The 14,292-nt window shown below is 73.9% G+C and carries 15 protein-coding genes; 8 read left to right on the top strand and 7 right to left on the bottom strand.

What is annotated here, in order from left to right; translation table 11 throughout:
- Positions 1 to 2: 2 nt before the first annotated feature.
- Positions 3 to 389, bottom strand: a complete 387-nt coding sequence (locus tag MF672_RS47325) for a MarR family winged helix-turn-helix transcriptional regulator (RefSeq protein WP_242373810.1) — start codon at positions 387 to 389, stop codon at positions 3 to 5.
- Positions 390 to 477: 88 nt separating this feature from the next.
- On the opposite strand from MF672_RS47325, the gene MF672_RS47320 reads away from it, so the two are divergent.
- The gene (locus MF672_RS47320) at positions 478 to 1,887 is read left to right on the top strand and encodes an MFS transporter (protein WP_242373809.1); all 1,410 of its coding nucleotides are present in this window, start codon (positions 478 to 480) and stop codon (positions 1,885 to 1,887) included.
- A 51-nt stretch (positions 1,888 to 1,938) separates the two neighbouring features.
- Here MF672_RS47320 and MF672_RS47315 read toward each other — a convergent pair whose 3' ends face one another.
- Positions 1,939 to 3,756: a SigE family RNA polymerase sigma factor gene (locus MF672_RS47315; RefSeq protein WP_242373808.1), complete on the bottom strand. Its 1,818-nt coding sequence runs from the start codon at positions 3,754 to 3,756 to the stop codon at positions 1,939 to 1,941.
- Positions 3,757 to 3,881: 125 nt separating this feature from the next.
- Between MF672_RS47315 and MF672_RS47310 the strand changes: the two genes are divergently transcribed.
- From MF672_RS47310 to MF672_RS47295, 4 genes are read left to right on the top strand one after another with little or no spacing between them, the layout of a single operon-like run.
- Positions 3,882 to 4,526: an AMIN-like domain-containing (lipo)protein gene (locus MF672_RS47310; RefSeq protein WP_242373807.1), complete on the top strand. Its 645-nt coding sequence runs from the start codon at positions 3,882 to 3,884 to the stop codon at positions 4,524 to 4,526.
- 5 nt (positions 4,527 to 4,531) lie between these two features.
- Positions 4,532 to 4,882, top strand: a complete 351-nt coding sequence (locus MF672_RS47305; RefSeq protein ID WP_242373806.1) for a cupin domain-containing protein — start codon at positions 4,532 to 4,534, stop codon at positions 4,880 to 4,882.
- A 24-nt stretch (positions 4,883 to 4,906) separates the two neighbouring features.
- Complete coding sequence (locus MF672_RS47300) at positions 4,907 to 5,980, top strand: adenosine deaminase (RefSeq protein ID WP_242373805.1); 1,074 nt, start codon at positions 4,907 to 4,909, stop codon at positions 5,978 to 5,980.
- Positions 5,977 to 6,588, top strand: a complete 612-nt coding sequence (locus tag MF672_RS47295; protein WP_242373804.1) for a PH domain-containing protein — start codon at positions 5,977 to 5,979, stop codon at positions 6,586 to 6,588. The genes MF672_RS47300 and MF672_RS47295 overlap by 4 nt, the downstream gene beginning before the upstream one ends.
- Before the next feature lie 22 nt (positions 6,589 to 6,610).
- On the opposite strand, the gene MF672_RS47290 is transcribed toward MF672_RS47295, so the two are convergent.
- Genes MF672_RS47290 through MF672_RS47280 form a run of 3 tightly spaced genes read right to left on the bottom strand, consistent with a single transcriptional unit; the run spans position 6,611 to position 9,508 of the window.
- A complete protein-coding gene (locus MF672_RS47290; RefSeq protein WP_242373803.1) occupies positions 6,611 to 7,384 on the bottom strand; it encodes an enoyl-CoA hydratase/isomerase family protein in 774 nt (257 codons plus the stop codon).
- Entirely contained in the window at positions 7,381 to 8,856 is a 1,476-nt protein-coding gene (locus MF672_RS47285; RefSeq protein ID WP_242373802.1) for an AMP-binding protein, read from the bottom strand. The genes MF672_RS47290 and MF672_RS47285 overlap by 4 nt, the downstream gene beginning before the upstream one ends.
- The gene (locus tag MF672_RS47280; protein ID WP_242373801.1) at positions 8,816 to 9,508 is read right to left on the bottom strand and encodes a TetR/AcrR family transcriptional regulator; all 693 of its coding nucleotides are present in this window, start codon (positions 9,506 to 9,508) and stop codon (positions 8,816 to 8,818) included. Before MF672_RS47280 ends, MF672_RS47285 begins: the two co-directional genes overlap by 41 nt.
- 111 nt (positions 9,509 to 9,619) lie before the next feature.
- Here MF672_RS47280 and MF672_RS47275 point away from each other — a divergent pair, with 111 nt between their 5' ends.
- The 3 genes from MF672_RS47275 to MF672_RS47265 are packed head-to-tail and all read left to right on the top strand — an operon-like array spanning position 9,620 to position 11,854.
- Positions 9,620 to 10,444, top strand: coding sequence for a MerR family transcriptional regulator (locus tag MF672_RS47275; RefSeq protein ID WP_242373800.1), 825 nt, complete (start codon positions 9,620 to 9,622; stop codon positions 10,442 to 10,444).
- Positions 10,441 to 11,355, top strand: a complete 915-nt coding sequence (locus MF672_RS47270; protein ID WP_242373799.1) for a sigma-70 family RNA polymerase sigma factor — start codon at positions 10,441 to 10,443, stop codon at positions 11,353 to 11,355. Before MF672_RS47275 ends, MF672_RS47270 begins: the two co-directional genes overlap by 4 nt.
- A 13-nt stretch (positions 11,356 to 11,368) precedes the next feature.
- Positions 11,369 to 11,854 (top strand): GyrI-like domain-containing protein, encoded by a 486-nt coding sequence (locus MF672_RS47265; RefSeq protein ID WP_242373798.1) that lies wholly within the window; start codon positions 11,369 to 11,371, stop codon positions 11,852 to 11,854.
- 6 nt (positions 11,855 to 11,860) lie between these two features.
- Here MF672_RS47265 and MF672_RS47260 read toward each other — a convergent pair whose 3' ends face one another.
- Together MF672_RS47260 and MF672_RS47255 are read right to left on the bottom strand one after the other, a co-directional pair.
- Positions 11,861 to 13,489: a phospho-sugar mutase gene (locus MF672_RS47260; RefSeq protein WP_242373797.1), complete on the bottom strand. Its 1,629-nt coding sequence runs from the start codon at positions 13,487 to 13,489 to the stop codon at positions 11,861 to 11,863.
- Positions 13,486 to 14,289, bottom strand: coding sequence for a purine-nucleoside phosphorylase (locus MF672_RS47255; RefSeq protein WP_242373796.1), 804 nt, complete (start codon positions 14,287 to 14,289; stop codon positions 13,486 to 13,488). Before MF672_RS47255 ends, MF672_RS47260 begins: the two co-directional genes overlap by 4 nt.
- Positions 14,290 to 14,292: the final 3 nt, after the last annotated feature.

Here is a 14,292-nt window from a genome sequence, read left to right as displayed (position 1 = left end):
GGTCAGGGGGCCAGGGCCGGGGCGTCGGCGAAGACCTCCCGGAGGACGGCCCGCTGCGTCGGAAGGGCCTCGGCGTGGCGGGCGCGGCCCTCCGGCGTGATGCAGACGAAGATCCCGCGCCGGTCGGAGCTGCACGCGTCGCGCGAGACCAGCGCGGCCTTCTCCAGCCGCGCCACCACCCGCGACAGCGCGCTCTGGCTGAGGTGCACCTCGTCGCACAGCTCCTGCAGCCGCAGCTGGCGGTCGTGGTGGACGATCCGGTCGAGGACCTCGAACTCGCTCGGGCCCAGCCCGTGCCGGTCGCCCAGCTCGCGCTCCAGTGCGCACATGGCCTTGGCGTGCTTCGCCAGGACGTAATGCCAGGTCTCGACCACGACTTCCTCGTCCATGTCGCGGAGGTTACCACCCGGCTAAAGCTTATGCAACGGCATTAAATGCGCTTGCATATGATGCGGATGCATGTAATCGTTCTGAGCCATGTCCTCTTCTCGTTGGGGCGCGCTCGCCGTGCTCTGCGCAGTGATATTCCTTGACGCCCTGGACGTGTCCATGGTGGGGGTCGCCCTGCCCGCCATCCAGCACGACCTGGGCCTGAGCACGTCGTCCTTGCAATGGGTGGTCAGCGGTTACGTGCTCGGCTACGGCGGTCTTCTTCTGCTCGGGGGCAGGACCGCCGATCTGCTCGGGCGGCGCAGGGTGTTCCTGGCCGCGCTGGGCGTCTTCGCCGTGGCGTCGCTGCTGGGCGGCATCGTGGACGACGGCGGGCTGCTCATCGCGGCCCGGTTCGTGAAGGGCGTGGCCGCCGCGTTCACCGCCCCCGCCGCGTTGTCGATCATCACGACCACCTTTCCCGAGGGCCCGGAGCGCAACAAGGCGCTGAGCATCTTCACCGCCTGCGGCGCCAGCGGCTACTCGCTCGGCCTCGTGCTGTCCGGTCTGCTGACCGAGCTCGGCTGGCGCTGGACGCTGCTCATGCCGGTGCCGGTCGCCATCATCGCGCTGGTCGCCGCGCTCAAGGTGCTGCCGCGCGGCGCCGAGGAACGGGCCGAGGGCGGCCACGACCTCGTCGGCGCCGTGCTCATCACCGCCTCGATGCTGCTGCTGGTCTTCACCGTCGTGCAGGCGCCCGAGGCCGGCTGGGCCTCGGCCCGCACGATCGGCTCGCTGGTGGCCGTGGCCGTGCTGCTGGCGCTGTTCGTCCTCGCCGAGTCGCGCATGAGGCACCCGCTGGTGCGGCTCGGCATCCTCCGCTCGGGCCACATCGTGCGGGCCAACCTGGGCCTGGTCATCCTCATGGGCTCGTACGTGGCCTTCCAGTTCGTGGCCATGCAGTACTTCCAGAACCTCCTGCACTGGTCGGCCCTCGGCACCGCCCTCGCGTTCCTGCCGGCGGGCCTGCTGGTGGCCGTCACCTCGACCAAGATGGGCGACTTCGCCGACCGGTTCGGCACCGGCCGGCTCATCGTCATCGGCGCGGCGGCCCTGGCCGGCGGGTACGCGATCTTCCTCGGCATCGACGCCACCCCCAGCCTGGCCGGGATGGTGATCCCCGGCATGCTGCTGCTCGGCGTGGCGTTCGCGCTGTCGTTCCCCTCGCTCAACATCCAGGCCACCAACGGCGTGGACGACGACGAGCAGGGCCTGGCCTCCGGGCTGCTCAACACCTCCGGGCAGGTCGGCGGCGCGATCGTGCTGGCCGTCGTGACCGCCGTGCTCACCTCGGGCGGCGGCGGCGAGACGTTGTCGATCGGGTCGCTGCGCGCGGCCATCGTGGTCTCGCTGGTGCTGGCGCTGGTCGGGCTGGCGATCTCCGCCACCGGGCTGCGCCGCCGCCGCGCGGCCGTCGCCGCCGGCCAGGAGGAGACGCGAGTGTACGAGACCGTGTGACGCCCCGGTCGCGCGAGGGCCCCGTCCGGACACCGGGCGGGGCCCTTCCCGTCAGTGGCCGAGCCGGCCGAGCGGGTCCTCGTAGTCGAGGGAGTGCGTCACGTCGTCCGCGTACTCCGAGACCTGGCCGGTGCGCACGTCCACCCTGGTCAGGTAGATGTAGTCGTCGTCGTACTGGCGGACCAGGACCTCCTCGGGGCCGAGCCAGCGCTCCACGGACACCACGTCGTACTCCCGCAGCGTCGCCCGCCTGGCGGCGACCCGGCCGGTGCGGACGTCCATCGTGACCAGCGTCCGGTCGTCGGCGACCAGGGCGAGCGTGCGGCCGTCGGGGGACAGGGCGCCGCCGTAGGAGACCAGGGCCGGATCGATGCTGTAGCCGCCCGCGTACACGGCCGGGCCGCGCAGTTCGAGCGTGGTGACGGAGGCGTGGCCGGGGACGTCGGTCACGTCCTCGGTCTCGCTGACCACCTGGCTCCCGTCGTCGCCGACGGCGATGATCTCGACGTCGCTGCCCGTGGTGTAGCGGGTCACGCCGGTCTGGAAATCCAGCAGCGCCGCCGATGCGGCGGAGCCGGGGAAGTCGAAGGCGAAGTAGCGGCCGCCCGGGGAGGCGACGATGCGGGCGGTGGAGGGGGAGCCGGTCACGTCCACGCGCTTGCGGACGCCCGTGGGGAGGTCGTGGATGACGTAGGAGCCCTGGTTGTCGCGGTAGCCGAGGCGGCGGCCGTCCTGGCTGACGGCCAGGGGGAGGGGGTCGCCGGTGGCCTCGTCGTAGCCGGCGCCCGCGCCCGGCAGCCGCCACTCGGCCCCGGACGTCGTCACCAGGCGCCACTGGCCGCACGGCTGCGGGTTCGCGGCGTCGTTCGGGGTGTCGCCGCAGTAGCTCGTGTACGCGTAGTGCACCGGCTCGGTCAGGACGGCCGGCATCGGCGCCGGGTCGCGCTGCGGCCGGCCGGCGGGGTCGAAGGCGGGGTCGGCGGACAGGCGCTCGGCGTTGCGGGCCACGGCCGTCACCGCCAGCGCGCCCAGGCCGACGAGCGCGCCGACCACGCCGAGGCCGGCGGCGGTCCAGGCGGCGGCCCTGATCCTGCGGCGGCGGCCGAGCCGGCGCAGCACCTGGTCGGACAGGTGCACGTGGGGCATCGCGGCGGCGGCCGCGACGAGCGCGGAGCGGAGGGCGGGGTCGTCGGCCGGCTCGGTGGCCGACCAGGGCTGCTGCTGTTGCCCGGGAGCCGTCCAGGCCGGGGTGGTCCCGGTGGGCGTGGCTTCGGTGGGGGTGGCTTCGGTGGGGGTGGCTGCGGCGGGGGTGGTCCAGGGGGCCGTCCACGCGGCCGCCGGGGGCGGGGTGTCCTGCGGCGGTGCGTCGTGCGGCTCCTGGGAGGCGGGCTCCTCGTCCGTGGGGGGCGGGGCGAAGGTGAACAGGTCGGGATGGGCGGCGCGCAGGCGGGCGCGGGCCGTGCGCAGCTCCTCCTCGAACGCGGCCGGCGACTGCCCGGCGACGGTGGCCGCGAGCTGCGGCGGCAGCCCGTCGTGGTAGCAGGCGACGAGCGCGGCCCGGCCCCGCGGCGGCAACGTCGCCAGCACGTCCGGCGTAACAAGCGGGGGATCGGTCGGGGGATCGGCCGGGGGATCGGCCGGGGTGGGCTGCCGGTCGTGGGCGTCGGCGTGGCGGCGGTAGAGCTCGCGCAGCGCGTCGTGCGCCGGCTGGCCCCAGCGGACGCTCGCCCAGCGGCGTCCCACCGCGACCAGCGCCTCGACGGCCAGGTCCCGGGCGCGGTCGGGGTCGCCGGTCAGCAGGTACGCCGTCCGCGCGATCGGCGGCCCATAATTGGCCAGAAATATCGGTAATTCGCTGGATCTAGTCACGTATTCGACTCCTTGTGGGCCAATCAGCGTAGAACTGCCGACCGGTCCCGCGAAAGCCCCCGGAAAGACCCCTCTGATCAGGCAAAACACCGCTTGCGACCCCGTGGGCTGGGCATCTACCGGGCATGCGACCGTCTTCCCCGTCCGGCATCCGGTCGTCGCGCCTCCGCGTCGCCGCCCCGATCGCCGCTCTCGCCACTCTCGCCGCGCTCACCGCGTGCGGCCCGGCCTCCCAGACCGCCCTGCCCGGCGCCCCGTCCGGCGCCGGCTCGTCGGCGGCCCGCACGCCCGAAAACCCGGACAGCCCCGGCGACCCAGGCCGCGGCGCCGAGCCGGGCGCCCCGACCAGCACCAGCGAGGTGGACGTCGAACGCGGCGGCATGGACCCGGCCGTCGTGACCGCCGTGCGCTACGCCGCCCACCCGACCTACGACCGCCTGGTCATCGACCTCGACGGCGACATCCCCGGCTACAACGTCAAATGGGTGGACGAGTTCGTCCAGGACGGCTCGGGCCGCCCCATCGACGTGCGCGGCGGCGCGTACCTGCAGCTCACGCTCTTCCCCGCGAACGCCCACGACGACGACGGCGTGCCGACCTGGAAGGGCGGCCCGATCTACCCGGCCGACCTCGGCAACCTCACCGACGTCGTGCGCACCGGCGACTTCGAGGGCCGCGTCGGCATCGGCCTCGTGCTGGCCCGGCAGGCGGCCTTCTCCATCGAGGAGCAGGGCGAGCCCAACCGGCTGGTCCTCGACGTGGCACACTGACCTGCGTGGTGAGAAAGATCGAGGGCCCGGCCCGCATCCCCGTACCCGGCGGCAAGCTCATCGACGAGCACATCGGCCGCGTCAACAGCGGCGACGAGGCGGTCTCCATCGCCCACATGACCGCGCCGCCGGGCTGGGAGGAGCCGCCGCAGACGCCGTCGTTCACCGAGTACACGCTGGTCCTGCGCGGCACGGTGATCGTCGAGCACGACGGCGGCCGGACGGAGGTGGCCGCCGGGCAGTCGGTGGTCACCGAGCCGGGCGAGAAGATCCGCTACAGCGCCGGCCCCGAGGGGGCCGAGTACGTCGCCGTGTGCCTGCCCGCGTTCTCGCCGGACGGCGCTGGGCGCGAGTGACGCCGCTGGTCATATCATGGGCGGATGAGTCCTGCGCTTGACGAGATCCGGCGGGCTCCCAAGGTGCTGCTGCACGATCATCTCGACGGCGGGCTGCGCGCCGAGACGATCGTCGAGCTGGCCAGGGAGACCGGCTACGATCGGCTGCCCACCAACGACCCCGACCACCTGCGCCAGTGGTTCGAGGAGGCGTCCGACTCGGGCTCGCTCGAACGCTACCTGGAGACGTTCGACCACACGGTCGGCGTCATGCAGACCCGCGAGTCGCTGACCCGCGTGGCCGCCGAGTGCGCGGAAGACCTCGCCGCCGACGGCGTCGTCTACGCCGAGGTGCGCTTCGCGCCCGAGCAGCACACCACCACGGGGCTGAGCCTCGACGAGGTGGTGGAGGCGGTGCTGGAGGGCTTCCGCCAGGGGTCGGCCGGCCGGGGCGTCCGGGTCGGCACGCTGCTGACCGCCATGCGCCACCAGGCCCGCTCGATGGAGATCGCCGAGCTGTCCGTCCGCTACCGCGACGTCGGCGTGGTCGGCTTCGACATCGCCGGGGCCGAGGCCGGCTACCCGCCCACCCGCCACCTCGACGCCTTCGAATACCTCCAGCGGGAGAACGCGCACTTCACCATCCACGCGGGCGAGGCGTTCGGGCTGCCGTCGATCTGGCAGGCCATCCAATGGTGCGGCGCCGACCGGCTCGGCCACGGCGTGCGCATCATCGACGACATCGCGGTGGGCGACGACGGCACGGCCAAGCTGGGGCGCCTGGCCGCCTACGTCCGCGACAAGCGCATCCCGCTGGAGATGTGCCCCACGTCCAACCTGCAGACCGGGGCCGCCGCCTCCATCGCCGAGCACCCGATCGGGCTGCTGCGGCGGCTGCACTTCCGGGTCACCGTCAACACCGACAACCGGCTGATGAGCCGCACCAGCCTGTCACTGGAGTTCGCCAAGCTGGTGGAGGCGTTCGGCTACGGCTGGGACGACCTGCAGTGGTTCACGGTCAACGCCATGAAGTCGGCGTTCCTGCCGTTCGACGAGCGGCTGTCGCTCATCAACGGGCGCATCAAGCCCGGCTTCGCGCAGCTCAAGTGGCAGCCGTGAGACAGACCTACCGCTCCAGGTCCGCGTTCGTGATGGCGTGGTTCTGGCTGGCCTTCGTCGCCTTCAACGTCTACGACCTGATCCACAAGTACAGCGGGAAGGCGTCGATGGTGGCGCTGGCCGTGCTGGCCGTGCTCACCGCCGTCGTGTACGTCGTGGCGCTGCGGCCCGCGACCGTGTTCACCGAGCGCGAGCTGGTGGCCCGTAACCCGCTGCGCACCGTACGCGTGCCGTGGGCGGCGATCGAGGACGTCACCGTGTCCCACGCCATCGGCGTCCACCACGGCGACGACCAGGTGCTGCGCCTCTGGACGCCGATGAGCAGCGCCAGGGAGCGCGCCAAGGCCCAGCGGCGCGGCCTGGCGAGCCAGCGGCGGGGCCGTTTCCAGACCGAGCCGGCGCTGAGCAAGGCGGAGCAGGCCGCGCAGGAGGCACTGGCCGGCCGGACGCACGCCGACTGGGTGGGCGAGCAGATCCGCGAGCGCGCCGAGGCGGCCCGGCGCCGCCACGAGGAGGCGGCGCCGGTCCAGGCTTCCTGGGCCTACGACGCCGTCGCGGCCGGGGTGGCCGCGCTGGCGCTGGTGGTCGTCGCGATCGTCGTCCCCTGACCCGCCTGCCCGGTGGCCGTGGTCAGCTTTCCCCGGTCTGAGGGTGTGCGGCGGTGAAGCGGGCCATGCCCGCCTGGGCGAGGCCGCTCGCCTCCACCCGCACGGCCGCCTCGGTCTCGGCCGCGAACGCCCGCTCCACCTCCGCCAGGGACGGCCGCAGCAGCGCCAGGTGCGCCGCCGTGGCGGCCCCCGGCTCGCTCCACCGCCGCACCTGGGCCACGGCCGCGTCCACCAGCTCCTCCGGAGGCACGATCTCGTCGAGGAGGCCCGCGTCGAGGGCGTCGGCCGCGTTCAGCCGGGCCGAGCCGAGCACCAGCCGCAGCGCCCGGCCGCCGCCGGTCAGCCGGGGCAGCAGCAGGGAGGCGGCGTTCGAGATCGACAGGCCGAGGTGGTTCTCGGGGAAGAAGTACCCGGCGGAGGGCACGCCGAGCCGGGCGTCGAAGCAGAGCGTCCACTCGGCGGCGCCGCCCACGGCCAGGCCGTTGACCGCGGCCACGACCGGCACCTCGCTCTCCAGCACGGCCCGGGTCATGTCGTGGAACAGCTCGACCTCCGTGACCAGCGAGCGTCCGGTGGCCTCGTGCAGGTCCTCCCCGGCCGAGAACGCCCGCCCGGTGCCGGTGACCACGATGCCGCGCCCGCTGCGGCCGTGCCCACTGCTGCCGTGCCCACTGCTGCCGTGCTCGCGCACGGCGGCGGCCAGGTCGGCGCGCATGGCGGCGGTGAGCGCGTTGAGCTTCGCGGGACGGGCCAGCGTGATGACGGCCACCTCGTCGCGTACCGTGACGTCGATCATGTTCTCTCCTCGTGGACCGGGATGGCGGGGGCGGCGCGCTGGTCGCGTCCCGGCGGCAGCAGGTGACGCTTCTCGATGCGGGCCGACGGGGTCAGCGAGAACCCCTCGACGAACTCGACGTACGCCGGGATCTTGAACCGGGCCAGGCGGCGCCGGGCGTGCCCGACCACGTCCATGGCCGTCGCGGCGTCGGCGGCGTGCCCGGGGCGGAGCTGGAGGAACGCCTTCGGCAGCTCGCCCCACAGCTCGTCGGGGATCGGCACCAGCGCCGCCTGCAGCACCGCCGGATGCTCGGTGAGCACGCTCTCGACCTCGGCGCACGAGATGTTCTCGCCGCCCCTGCGGACCATGTCCTTGATCCGCCCGGCGTGCGCGATCCGGCCGTGCTCGTCGCGGACGCCGAGGTCCCCGGTGTGGTACCAGCCGTCGCGCAGGGCGCGGGCGGTGGCCTCGGGCTGGTTCCAGTAGCCGGTCATCATGGGCCGGCCGCGGACCAGGATCTCGCCGGTCTCCGCGTCGAGCACGACCTCCTTGCCGGGCGGCGGCACGCCCAGCGCGCCGGTGCCGACCGAGCCGGCGTCGTCGAGGGGGACCAGCAGGTCGGGGCCGCTCTCGGTGGAGCCGTACAGCTCGCGCCAGGGCGCGCCCCAGCGCTCCTCGAACTCCCGGTGCAGGCCGGGACGGATGCCGGAGCAGAGCACCAGCCGCATCCGGTGCCCGCGGTCCTCGGGCGACGGCGGCTGCTTGTGCAGCAGGAGGGGCATGGAGCCGAGCACGTACGTGAGCGTCGCCCCGTGCTCCCGCGCCGCCCGCCAGAAGCCGGAGGCGGAGAAACGCGGCAGGACGACCAGCGGGATGCCCCCCGCCAGGCAGACGAGCGTGGCCCACTGCGGGTCCAGGTACGAGTACGCCTGCGCCATCATGAGCACGTCGTCGTCCCTGACCTGGACGGCCTCGGCGAGGATGCGCGCGGTCCGCGTCCAGTAGTCGTGGGTGAGCAGGCACGCCTTGGGGAACCCGGTGGTGCCCGAGGTGTACTGGAAGTTGGCCACGTCGCCGGCGCCGACGCGCACCCGTGGCGCGGGCGCGTCGTCGTCGAGGCCGGCGAGCAGGTGCACCGTGCCGGGCAGGTGCGGGGCGTGCTCCTCGGTCGTCACCGTCGCGACGGCGCCGGAGTCGCGCAGCACGTGCTCCAGGTCGGCGGCCCGGTAGCGGACGTTGACCGGCACGGTGACCGCGCCCGCCTTGAGCGTCGCCAGCCAGGTCAACGGCCAGCCGGGGACGTTGTCCAGCATGATCGCCACCCGGTCGCCGGGCCGGACGCCGCGCGCGGCGAGCGCCCCGGCCAGCCGGTCCGTGACGGCGTCGGCCTCGGCGAAGCTCAGCGCGGGGTGGTCGGGGAAACGGAGGAAATCGCGGCGGCCGTACCGGTCAGCGGCCTGCCTCAGCAATTGGGGGATCGTTTCTGACATCCGGCGGCTCCCAGGGGAACTCGGGCAGCAGGGAGAGGTCGGGGACCGCGACGACCTGGACGGAGGAGCGCACGGCGGCCAGCCCGATCGCGGTGAACTCCGCGCACACCTGCTCCAGGCTGGAGTCGCCGTCGGGGCGGTACCACTCGCTGGTGCCGGTGCACATGGACATGAGGGCGAGGCGGGTCAGCCGCTGGTCGGCGATGTGGAAGGCGCCGGCGGCCACGCCGTCGGCGATCGCGCTCCTCCAGTGGTCCTCGTAGGCGTCGCGCAGGGCGATGATCTCGTCGCGGGCGGGGGAGCCGGGGGTCAGGGAGCGGAGCTCGCCGTCCATGACCCGGGTGGTCATCGGGCTGAGGGCGTGGGTGGCGGTGAGCGAGCTGATCAGCAGGGCCAGGCGGTCGGCGGGGCTCTCGACGCCGTGCAGCATGCGCTCGGTGGCGTCGATGAGGCCCCGCTGGGCGACGCGCATGAGGTCGGCGAGCAGGGCTTCCTTGCTGGCCACGTGGTGGTAGACGCCGGCGTTGGTCATGCCGACCGCGCGGGCCAGGTCGCGGATGCCGGTGGCGGCGTAGCCGCGCTGGGCGAACAGCAGCACCGCCGCCGTCCTGATCCGGCGGTTCGCGTTCGCGTCCCGGTCCTTGAGGTCCATGGGCTCCTACCGAACGTTCGGTCGTGGTCCTGTCGGAAAAGTACCCCATGTCATCCGAAAACGCCATAGGTTGACCCTGACACCGTGTCAGCCCCTACACCGGGAACCGCCATGTTCACCATCGGAGACTTCGCCAGGCTCGGGCTCGTGTCGGTGCGCATGCTCCGCCACTACGACGCCATCGGCCTGCTGCGCCCCGCGCACGTGGACCCGGTCACCGGCTACCGGTCGTACCAGGCGGAGCAGCTCTCGCGGCTGCACCGGATCGTCGCGATCAAGGACCTCGGCTTCACCCTGGAGCAGGTCAGCGCCATCCTCGACGAGAAGGTGAGCGCCGAGGAGCTGCACGGCATGGTCCGCCTGCGCCGCGCCCAGCTGGAGGCGCGGATCAGCGCCGACCTGGCCCGGCTGCGCAGCGTCGAGGCGCGGCTTCGCACCATCGAGACGGAAGGCCGCATGGGGGCCGCCGAGGTCCTGCTCAAGCAGGTGCCCCCGGTGCGGGTCGCCCAGCTCGCCGCGCGCGCCGCCGACTACGAGAGCGAGGCCATCGGGCCGGTGATCAAGCCGCTGTTCGGCGAGATCCACCGCCGGGTGGCGGCCGCCGGGCTGCCCGTCACCGGCCCGGGCATCGCGTACTACCTGCCGGAGGAGGACGGCGCGGTGCTGGCGCACGCCTGCCTGCCGATCGCCGCCCCGCCGCCCGCCGGCGACCCCGGCTTCGAGGTGGTGGTCCTGCCCGGCATCGAGACCGCCGCCAGCCTCGTCCACCAGGGCTCCATGGACGTGGTGAGCTCGTCGTTCCAGGTGCTGGCGCACTGGATCGAGGAGCACGGCTACCGCTGGCTCGGCCTGGCCAGGGAGATCTCCCTGCACTGCCCGGACGACCCGGCCGCCTGGGTGACCGAGCTGCAGATCGAGGTGGCCCCCGAAGCATGACGGATTTCGACGGCGAACGGCACCGGGTCGAGCTCACCGGCTACTGCTACCGCATGCTCGGCTCCGGGTTCGAGGCCGAGGACGCGGTGCAGGAGACGTTCGTGCGGGCCTGGCGGACGTACGACGCCGGGCGGGGGCCGCTGCGTCCCTGGTTGTTCCGCCTGGCCACGCAGGTCTGCCTGGACATGCTGCGCGGCGCCCAGCGCCGCGCCCTCGCCATGGACCTGGCGCCGCCCGCCGTCCCCGGCGCGGCCCTCGGTGAGCCGCTGCCGCCCGGCCGCTGGGTGCAGCCCGTCCCCGACGAGCGGGTGCTCGACCCGGCCGACGTGGCGGTGGGCCGGGAGTCGGTCCGGCTGGCGTTCGTGGCCGCGCTCCAGCACCTGCCGCCCCGGCAGCGGGCCGTGCTCGTCCTCCGCGACGTCCTCGCCTGGTCGGCCGCCGAGACCGCCGCCCTCCTGGACACCACCGTCGCCTCCGTCAACAGCGCCCTGCAACGCGCCCGCGCCCGGCTCCCCGCGCCCGGCGACGGGGGCGACGTGGACGAGGACCTGCTCGCCCGCTACCTGTCGGCCTTCGAACGCTACGACGTGACCGCCCTGGTGGCGCTGCTGCACGAGGACGCCACCTCGTCGATGCCGCCGTTCACCTGGTGGCTGCGGGGCCGGGCGGACATCGCGGCCGTGATGCGCGCCGCTCCCGCGCCGTGCGCCGGCTCCCGCCTGGTCCCGGCGCGCGCCAACGGCGGCCCGGCCTTCGCCCGGTACGCGGCGGACGGGGCGGCGTTCGCCCTGGTCGTCCTGGACGTCGCGGCCGGGCGGGTGGCCGGCGTCACCACGTACCTGGACCCCGGGCTGTTCCCGTTCTTCGGGCTGCCGATGAGTTCCGGCGGCGCGCGTCGTACTGATCGGTGAAGGAGGAAACACCATGCCACAGATCACCGAGTTCCCCGAGCGTCCGTACGTCGGGGTGCGCGCGACCATCACCATGACCACCTTCGGCGTCGTGGGCGACCGCATCGCCGGCGTCATCGCCTGGCTGCTGGACCAGGGGGTGGCGCCCGCCGGCGCGCCGTTCTTCCGCTACCGGGAGATCGACCTGCCGCACGACCGCCTGGTGGTGGAGGCCGGCGTTCCCGTGCCGTCCCCTGTGCGGCCGGAGGGCGACCTCTTCACCGACACGCTCCCGGCCGGCCGCTACGTCACCGAGCTCCACCACGGCCACCCCGACGGCCTGGCCGCCGCCCTCGACCGCCTGCTGTCCTGGGCCGCCGGCGAGGGCCTGACCTGGGACCTGACGGAGAAGGACGGCGTCGAGCACTGGGGCGCCCGCCTGGAGCTCTACCTCACCCACCCGATGGAGGAACCCGACCTCGGCAACTGGGACACCGAGCTCCAGCTCCGCCTCGCCTGACCGCCCCTAGAGCCCCAGGGCGGCGGTGAGGTCGGCTTTCAGGCTGGTCAGGGCCGTGTCGGCGGTGGTGCGGGCGGCGGCCGGGTCGGTGGTGACCGGGACGACGACCTCCAGGTAGCACTTCAGCTTGGGCTCCGTCCCCGACGGGCGGGCGACCACGCGGGCGTCGCCCTCCAGCCGGAAGCGGAGGCCGTCCGTCGGCGGCAGGCCGCCGTCGCCCCGCGCCAGGTCGTCGGCCGCGAGCACCTTGCGGCCCCCCAGCTCGGCCGGCGTGTCGGCGCGCAGCCGGGCCATCGCGCCGGCGATCAGGGACAGGTCGGCGACGCGGAAGGCGAGCTGGGACGTGGCGTGCAGGCCGTAGCGGCGGGCCTGGTCGTCCAGGAGGTCGAGCAGGGTGCGGCCGTCGCGCTTGGCGGCGGCGGCGATGGCGGCCACCGTCAGCGCGGCCCCGATGCCGTCCTTGTCGTGCACCGGCAGGCCGGCGTCCGAGCCGACGCTGTAGCCGATCGCCTCCTCGTAGCCGAAGACCAGGCCGGGGCCGGCCTTGATGATCCACTTGAAGCCGGTCAGGGTCTCGCCGTACCGGACGCCGTGCGCCGCCGCGATCTTGCTCAGCAGCGTGGAGGAGACGATGGTGGTCGCCACCATGCGGTCGCCGGTGGTGTGCGTGATGACGTGCTCCGCCAGCAGCCCGCCGACCTCGTCGCCGGTCAGCATGCGGCAGCCGCCCCCGGGCAGCGGCACGCCGACCGCGCACCGGTCGGCGTCCGGGTCGTTGGCGAGCACCAGGTCGGCGCCGCGCGCGGCGGCGAGGGCGATGGCGAGGTCCATCGCGCCCGGCTCCTCCGGGTTGGGGAAGGAGACGGTGGGGAAGTCGGGATCGGGGTCGCGCTGCTCCTCGACGGTCAGCGGCGACGGGAACCCGGCGGCCAGGAAGGCCCCGGTCAGCGTGGCCGCGCCCACCCCGTGCAGCGGCGTGTACGCCACCAGCAGGTCACGCGCGTCGCCCAGCGGCAGCGCCGTGACCGCGTCCAGGTAGTCGTCCACGATGCCGTCGCCCAGCTCGGTCAGCGTGCCGGGGCCGCCGAGCGGCAGCCGGTCCACCGGGCCGACCGCGTCGATCGCGGCCGAGATCTCGCTGTCGAGCGGCGGCACGATCTGCGAGCCGTCGCCCCAGTAGACCTTGTAGCCGTTGTCGCGCGGCGGGTTGTGGCTGGCGGTGACGGTCACCCCGGCGTCGGCGCCCAGGTGGCGGACGGCGAAGGCGAGCACCGGCGTCGGCAGCGGCCGGGGCAGCAGCGAGGCGTGCAGGCCCGCGCCGGTCAGCACGGCGGCGGTGTCGCGGGCGAACACGTCCGACTTGTGCCGGGCGTCGTAGCCGATGACGACGTGCTTGCCCGGCCCGAGCACGGCGGCGAGCCCGGCGGCGGCGCGCATGACGGTGACCCGGTTCATCCGGTTGGGCCCGGCCCCCAGCTCGCCGCGCAGGCCCGCGGTGCCGAACTCCAGCTTGGCCGAGAAGCGCTCGTGCAGCTCGTCCAGGTATTCGCGCTCGATCAGCCCGGCCAGCTCGGCCCGCGTGTCGGGGTCGGGGTCCTGGGCCAGCCAGGCGCGGGCGCGTTCGATGAGGTTCACAGCTTGTCCACCACCTTGCCGAGCAGCGCGCCCATGCGGGCGGCGGTGGCCCGGCCGACCTCCAGGACCTCCTCGTGGTTCAGCGGCTCGCCGGCCAGCCCCGCGCCGGGGTTGGTGACCAGGGAGACGCCGAGCACCTCGACGCCCGCCTCGCGGGCGGCGATGGCCTCCAGGACGGTGGACATGCCGACCAGGTCACCGCCCAGGGTGCGCAGCATGCGGATCTCGGCCGGCGTCTCGTACGTCGGCCCGCGGAAGGCCACGTACACGCCCTCGGCCAGGGTGGGGTCCACCTCGTGGACCAGGGCCCGCAGCCGCCGCGAGTAGACCTCGGTGAGGTCGATGAACGTGGTGCCGGTGATCGGGTTCGCGCCGGTCAGGTTGATGTGGTCGCTGATCAGGACGGGGTCGCCGACGTTCTGGGTTTCGGGCCGCAGGCCGCCCGCCGCGTTGGTCAGCACCAGCGTGCGGACCCCGGCCGCGGCCGCCGTGCGCACGCCGTGCACGACGGCCTCGACGCCGAGCCCTTCGTACAGGTGCGTGCGCCCGAGGAACACCAGCGCGTGCCGCCCGGCGGCGGTGCGCACCACCCGGATCCTGCCGCCGTGCCCGGCCACCGCCGGCGCCCGGAAGCCGGGCAGGTCGGTGAACGGCACCTCGCTCACGGTCTCGCCGATCGCGTCGGCGGCGGGCACCCACCCCGACCCCATGACGAGCGCCACGTCGAAGGTGTCGAGGCCGGTCGCGGCTCGCAGCGCCGCGGCGGCCTCACTGGCCAGGGTGTATGCGTCTTTGCTCACACT

The organism is Actinomadura luzonensis, from assembly GCF_022664455.2.
GTDB classification, from domain to species: domain Bacteria; phylum Actinomycetota; class Actinomycetes; order Streptosporangiales; family Streptosporangiaceae; genus Nonomuraea; species Nonomuraea luzonensis.
The sequence above is the reverse complement of the archived record's forward strand: the minus strand, read 5'-3'. Positions and strand labels throughout refer to the sequence as shown.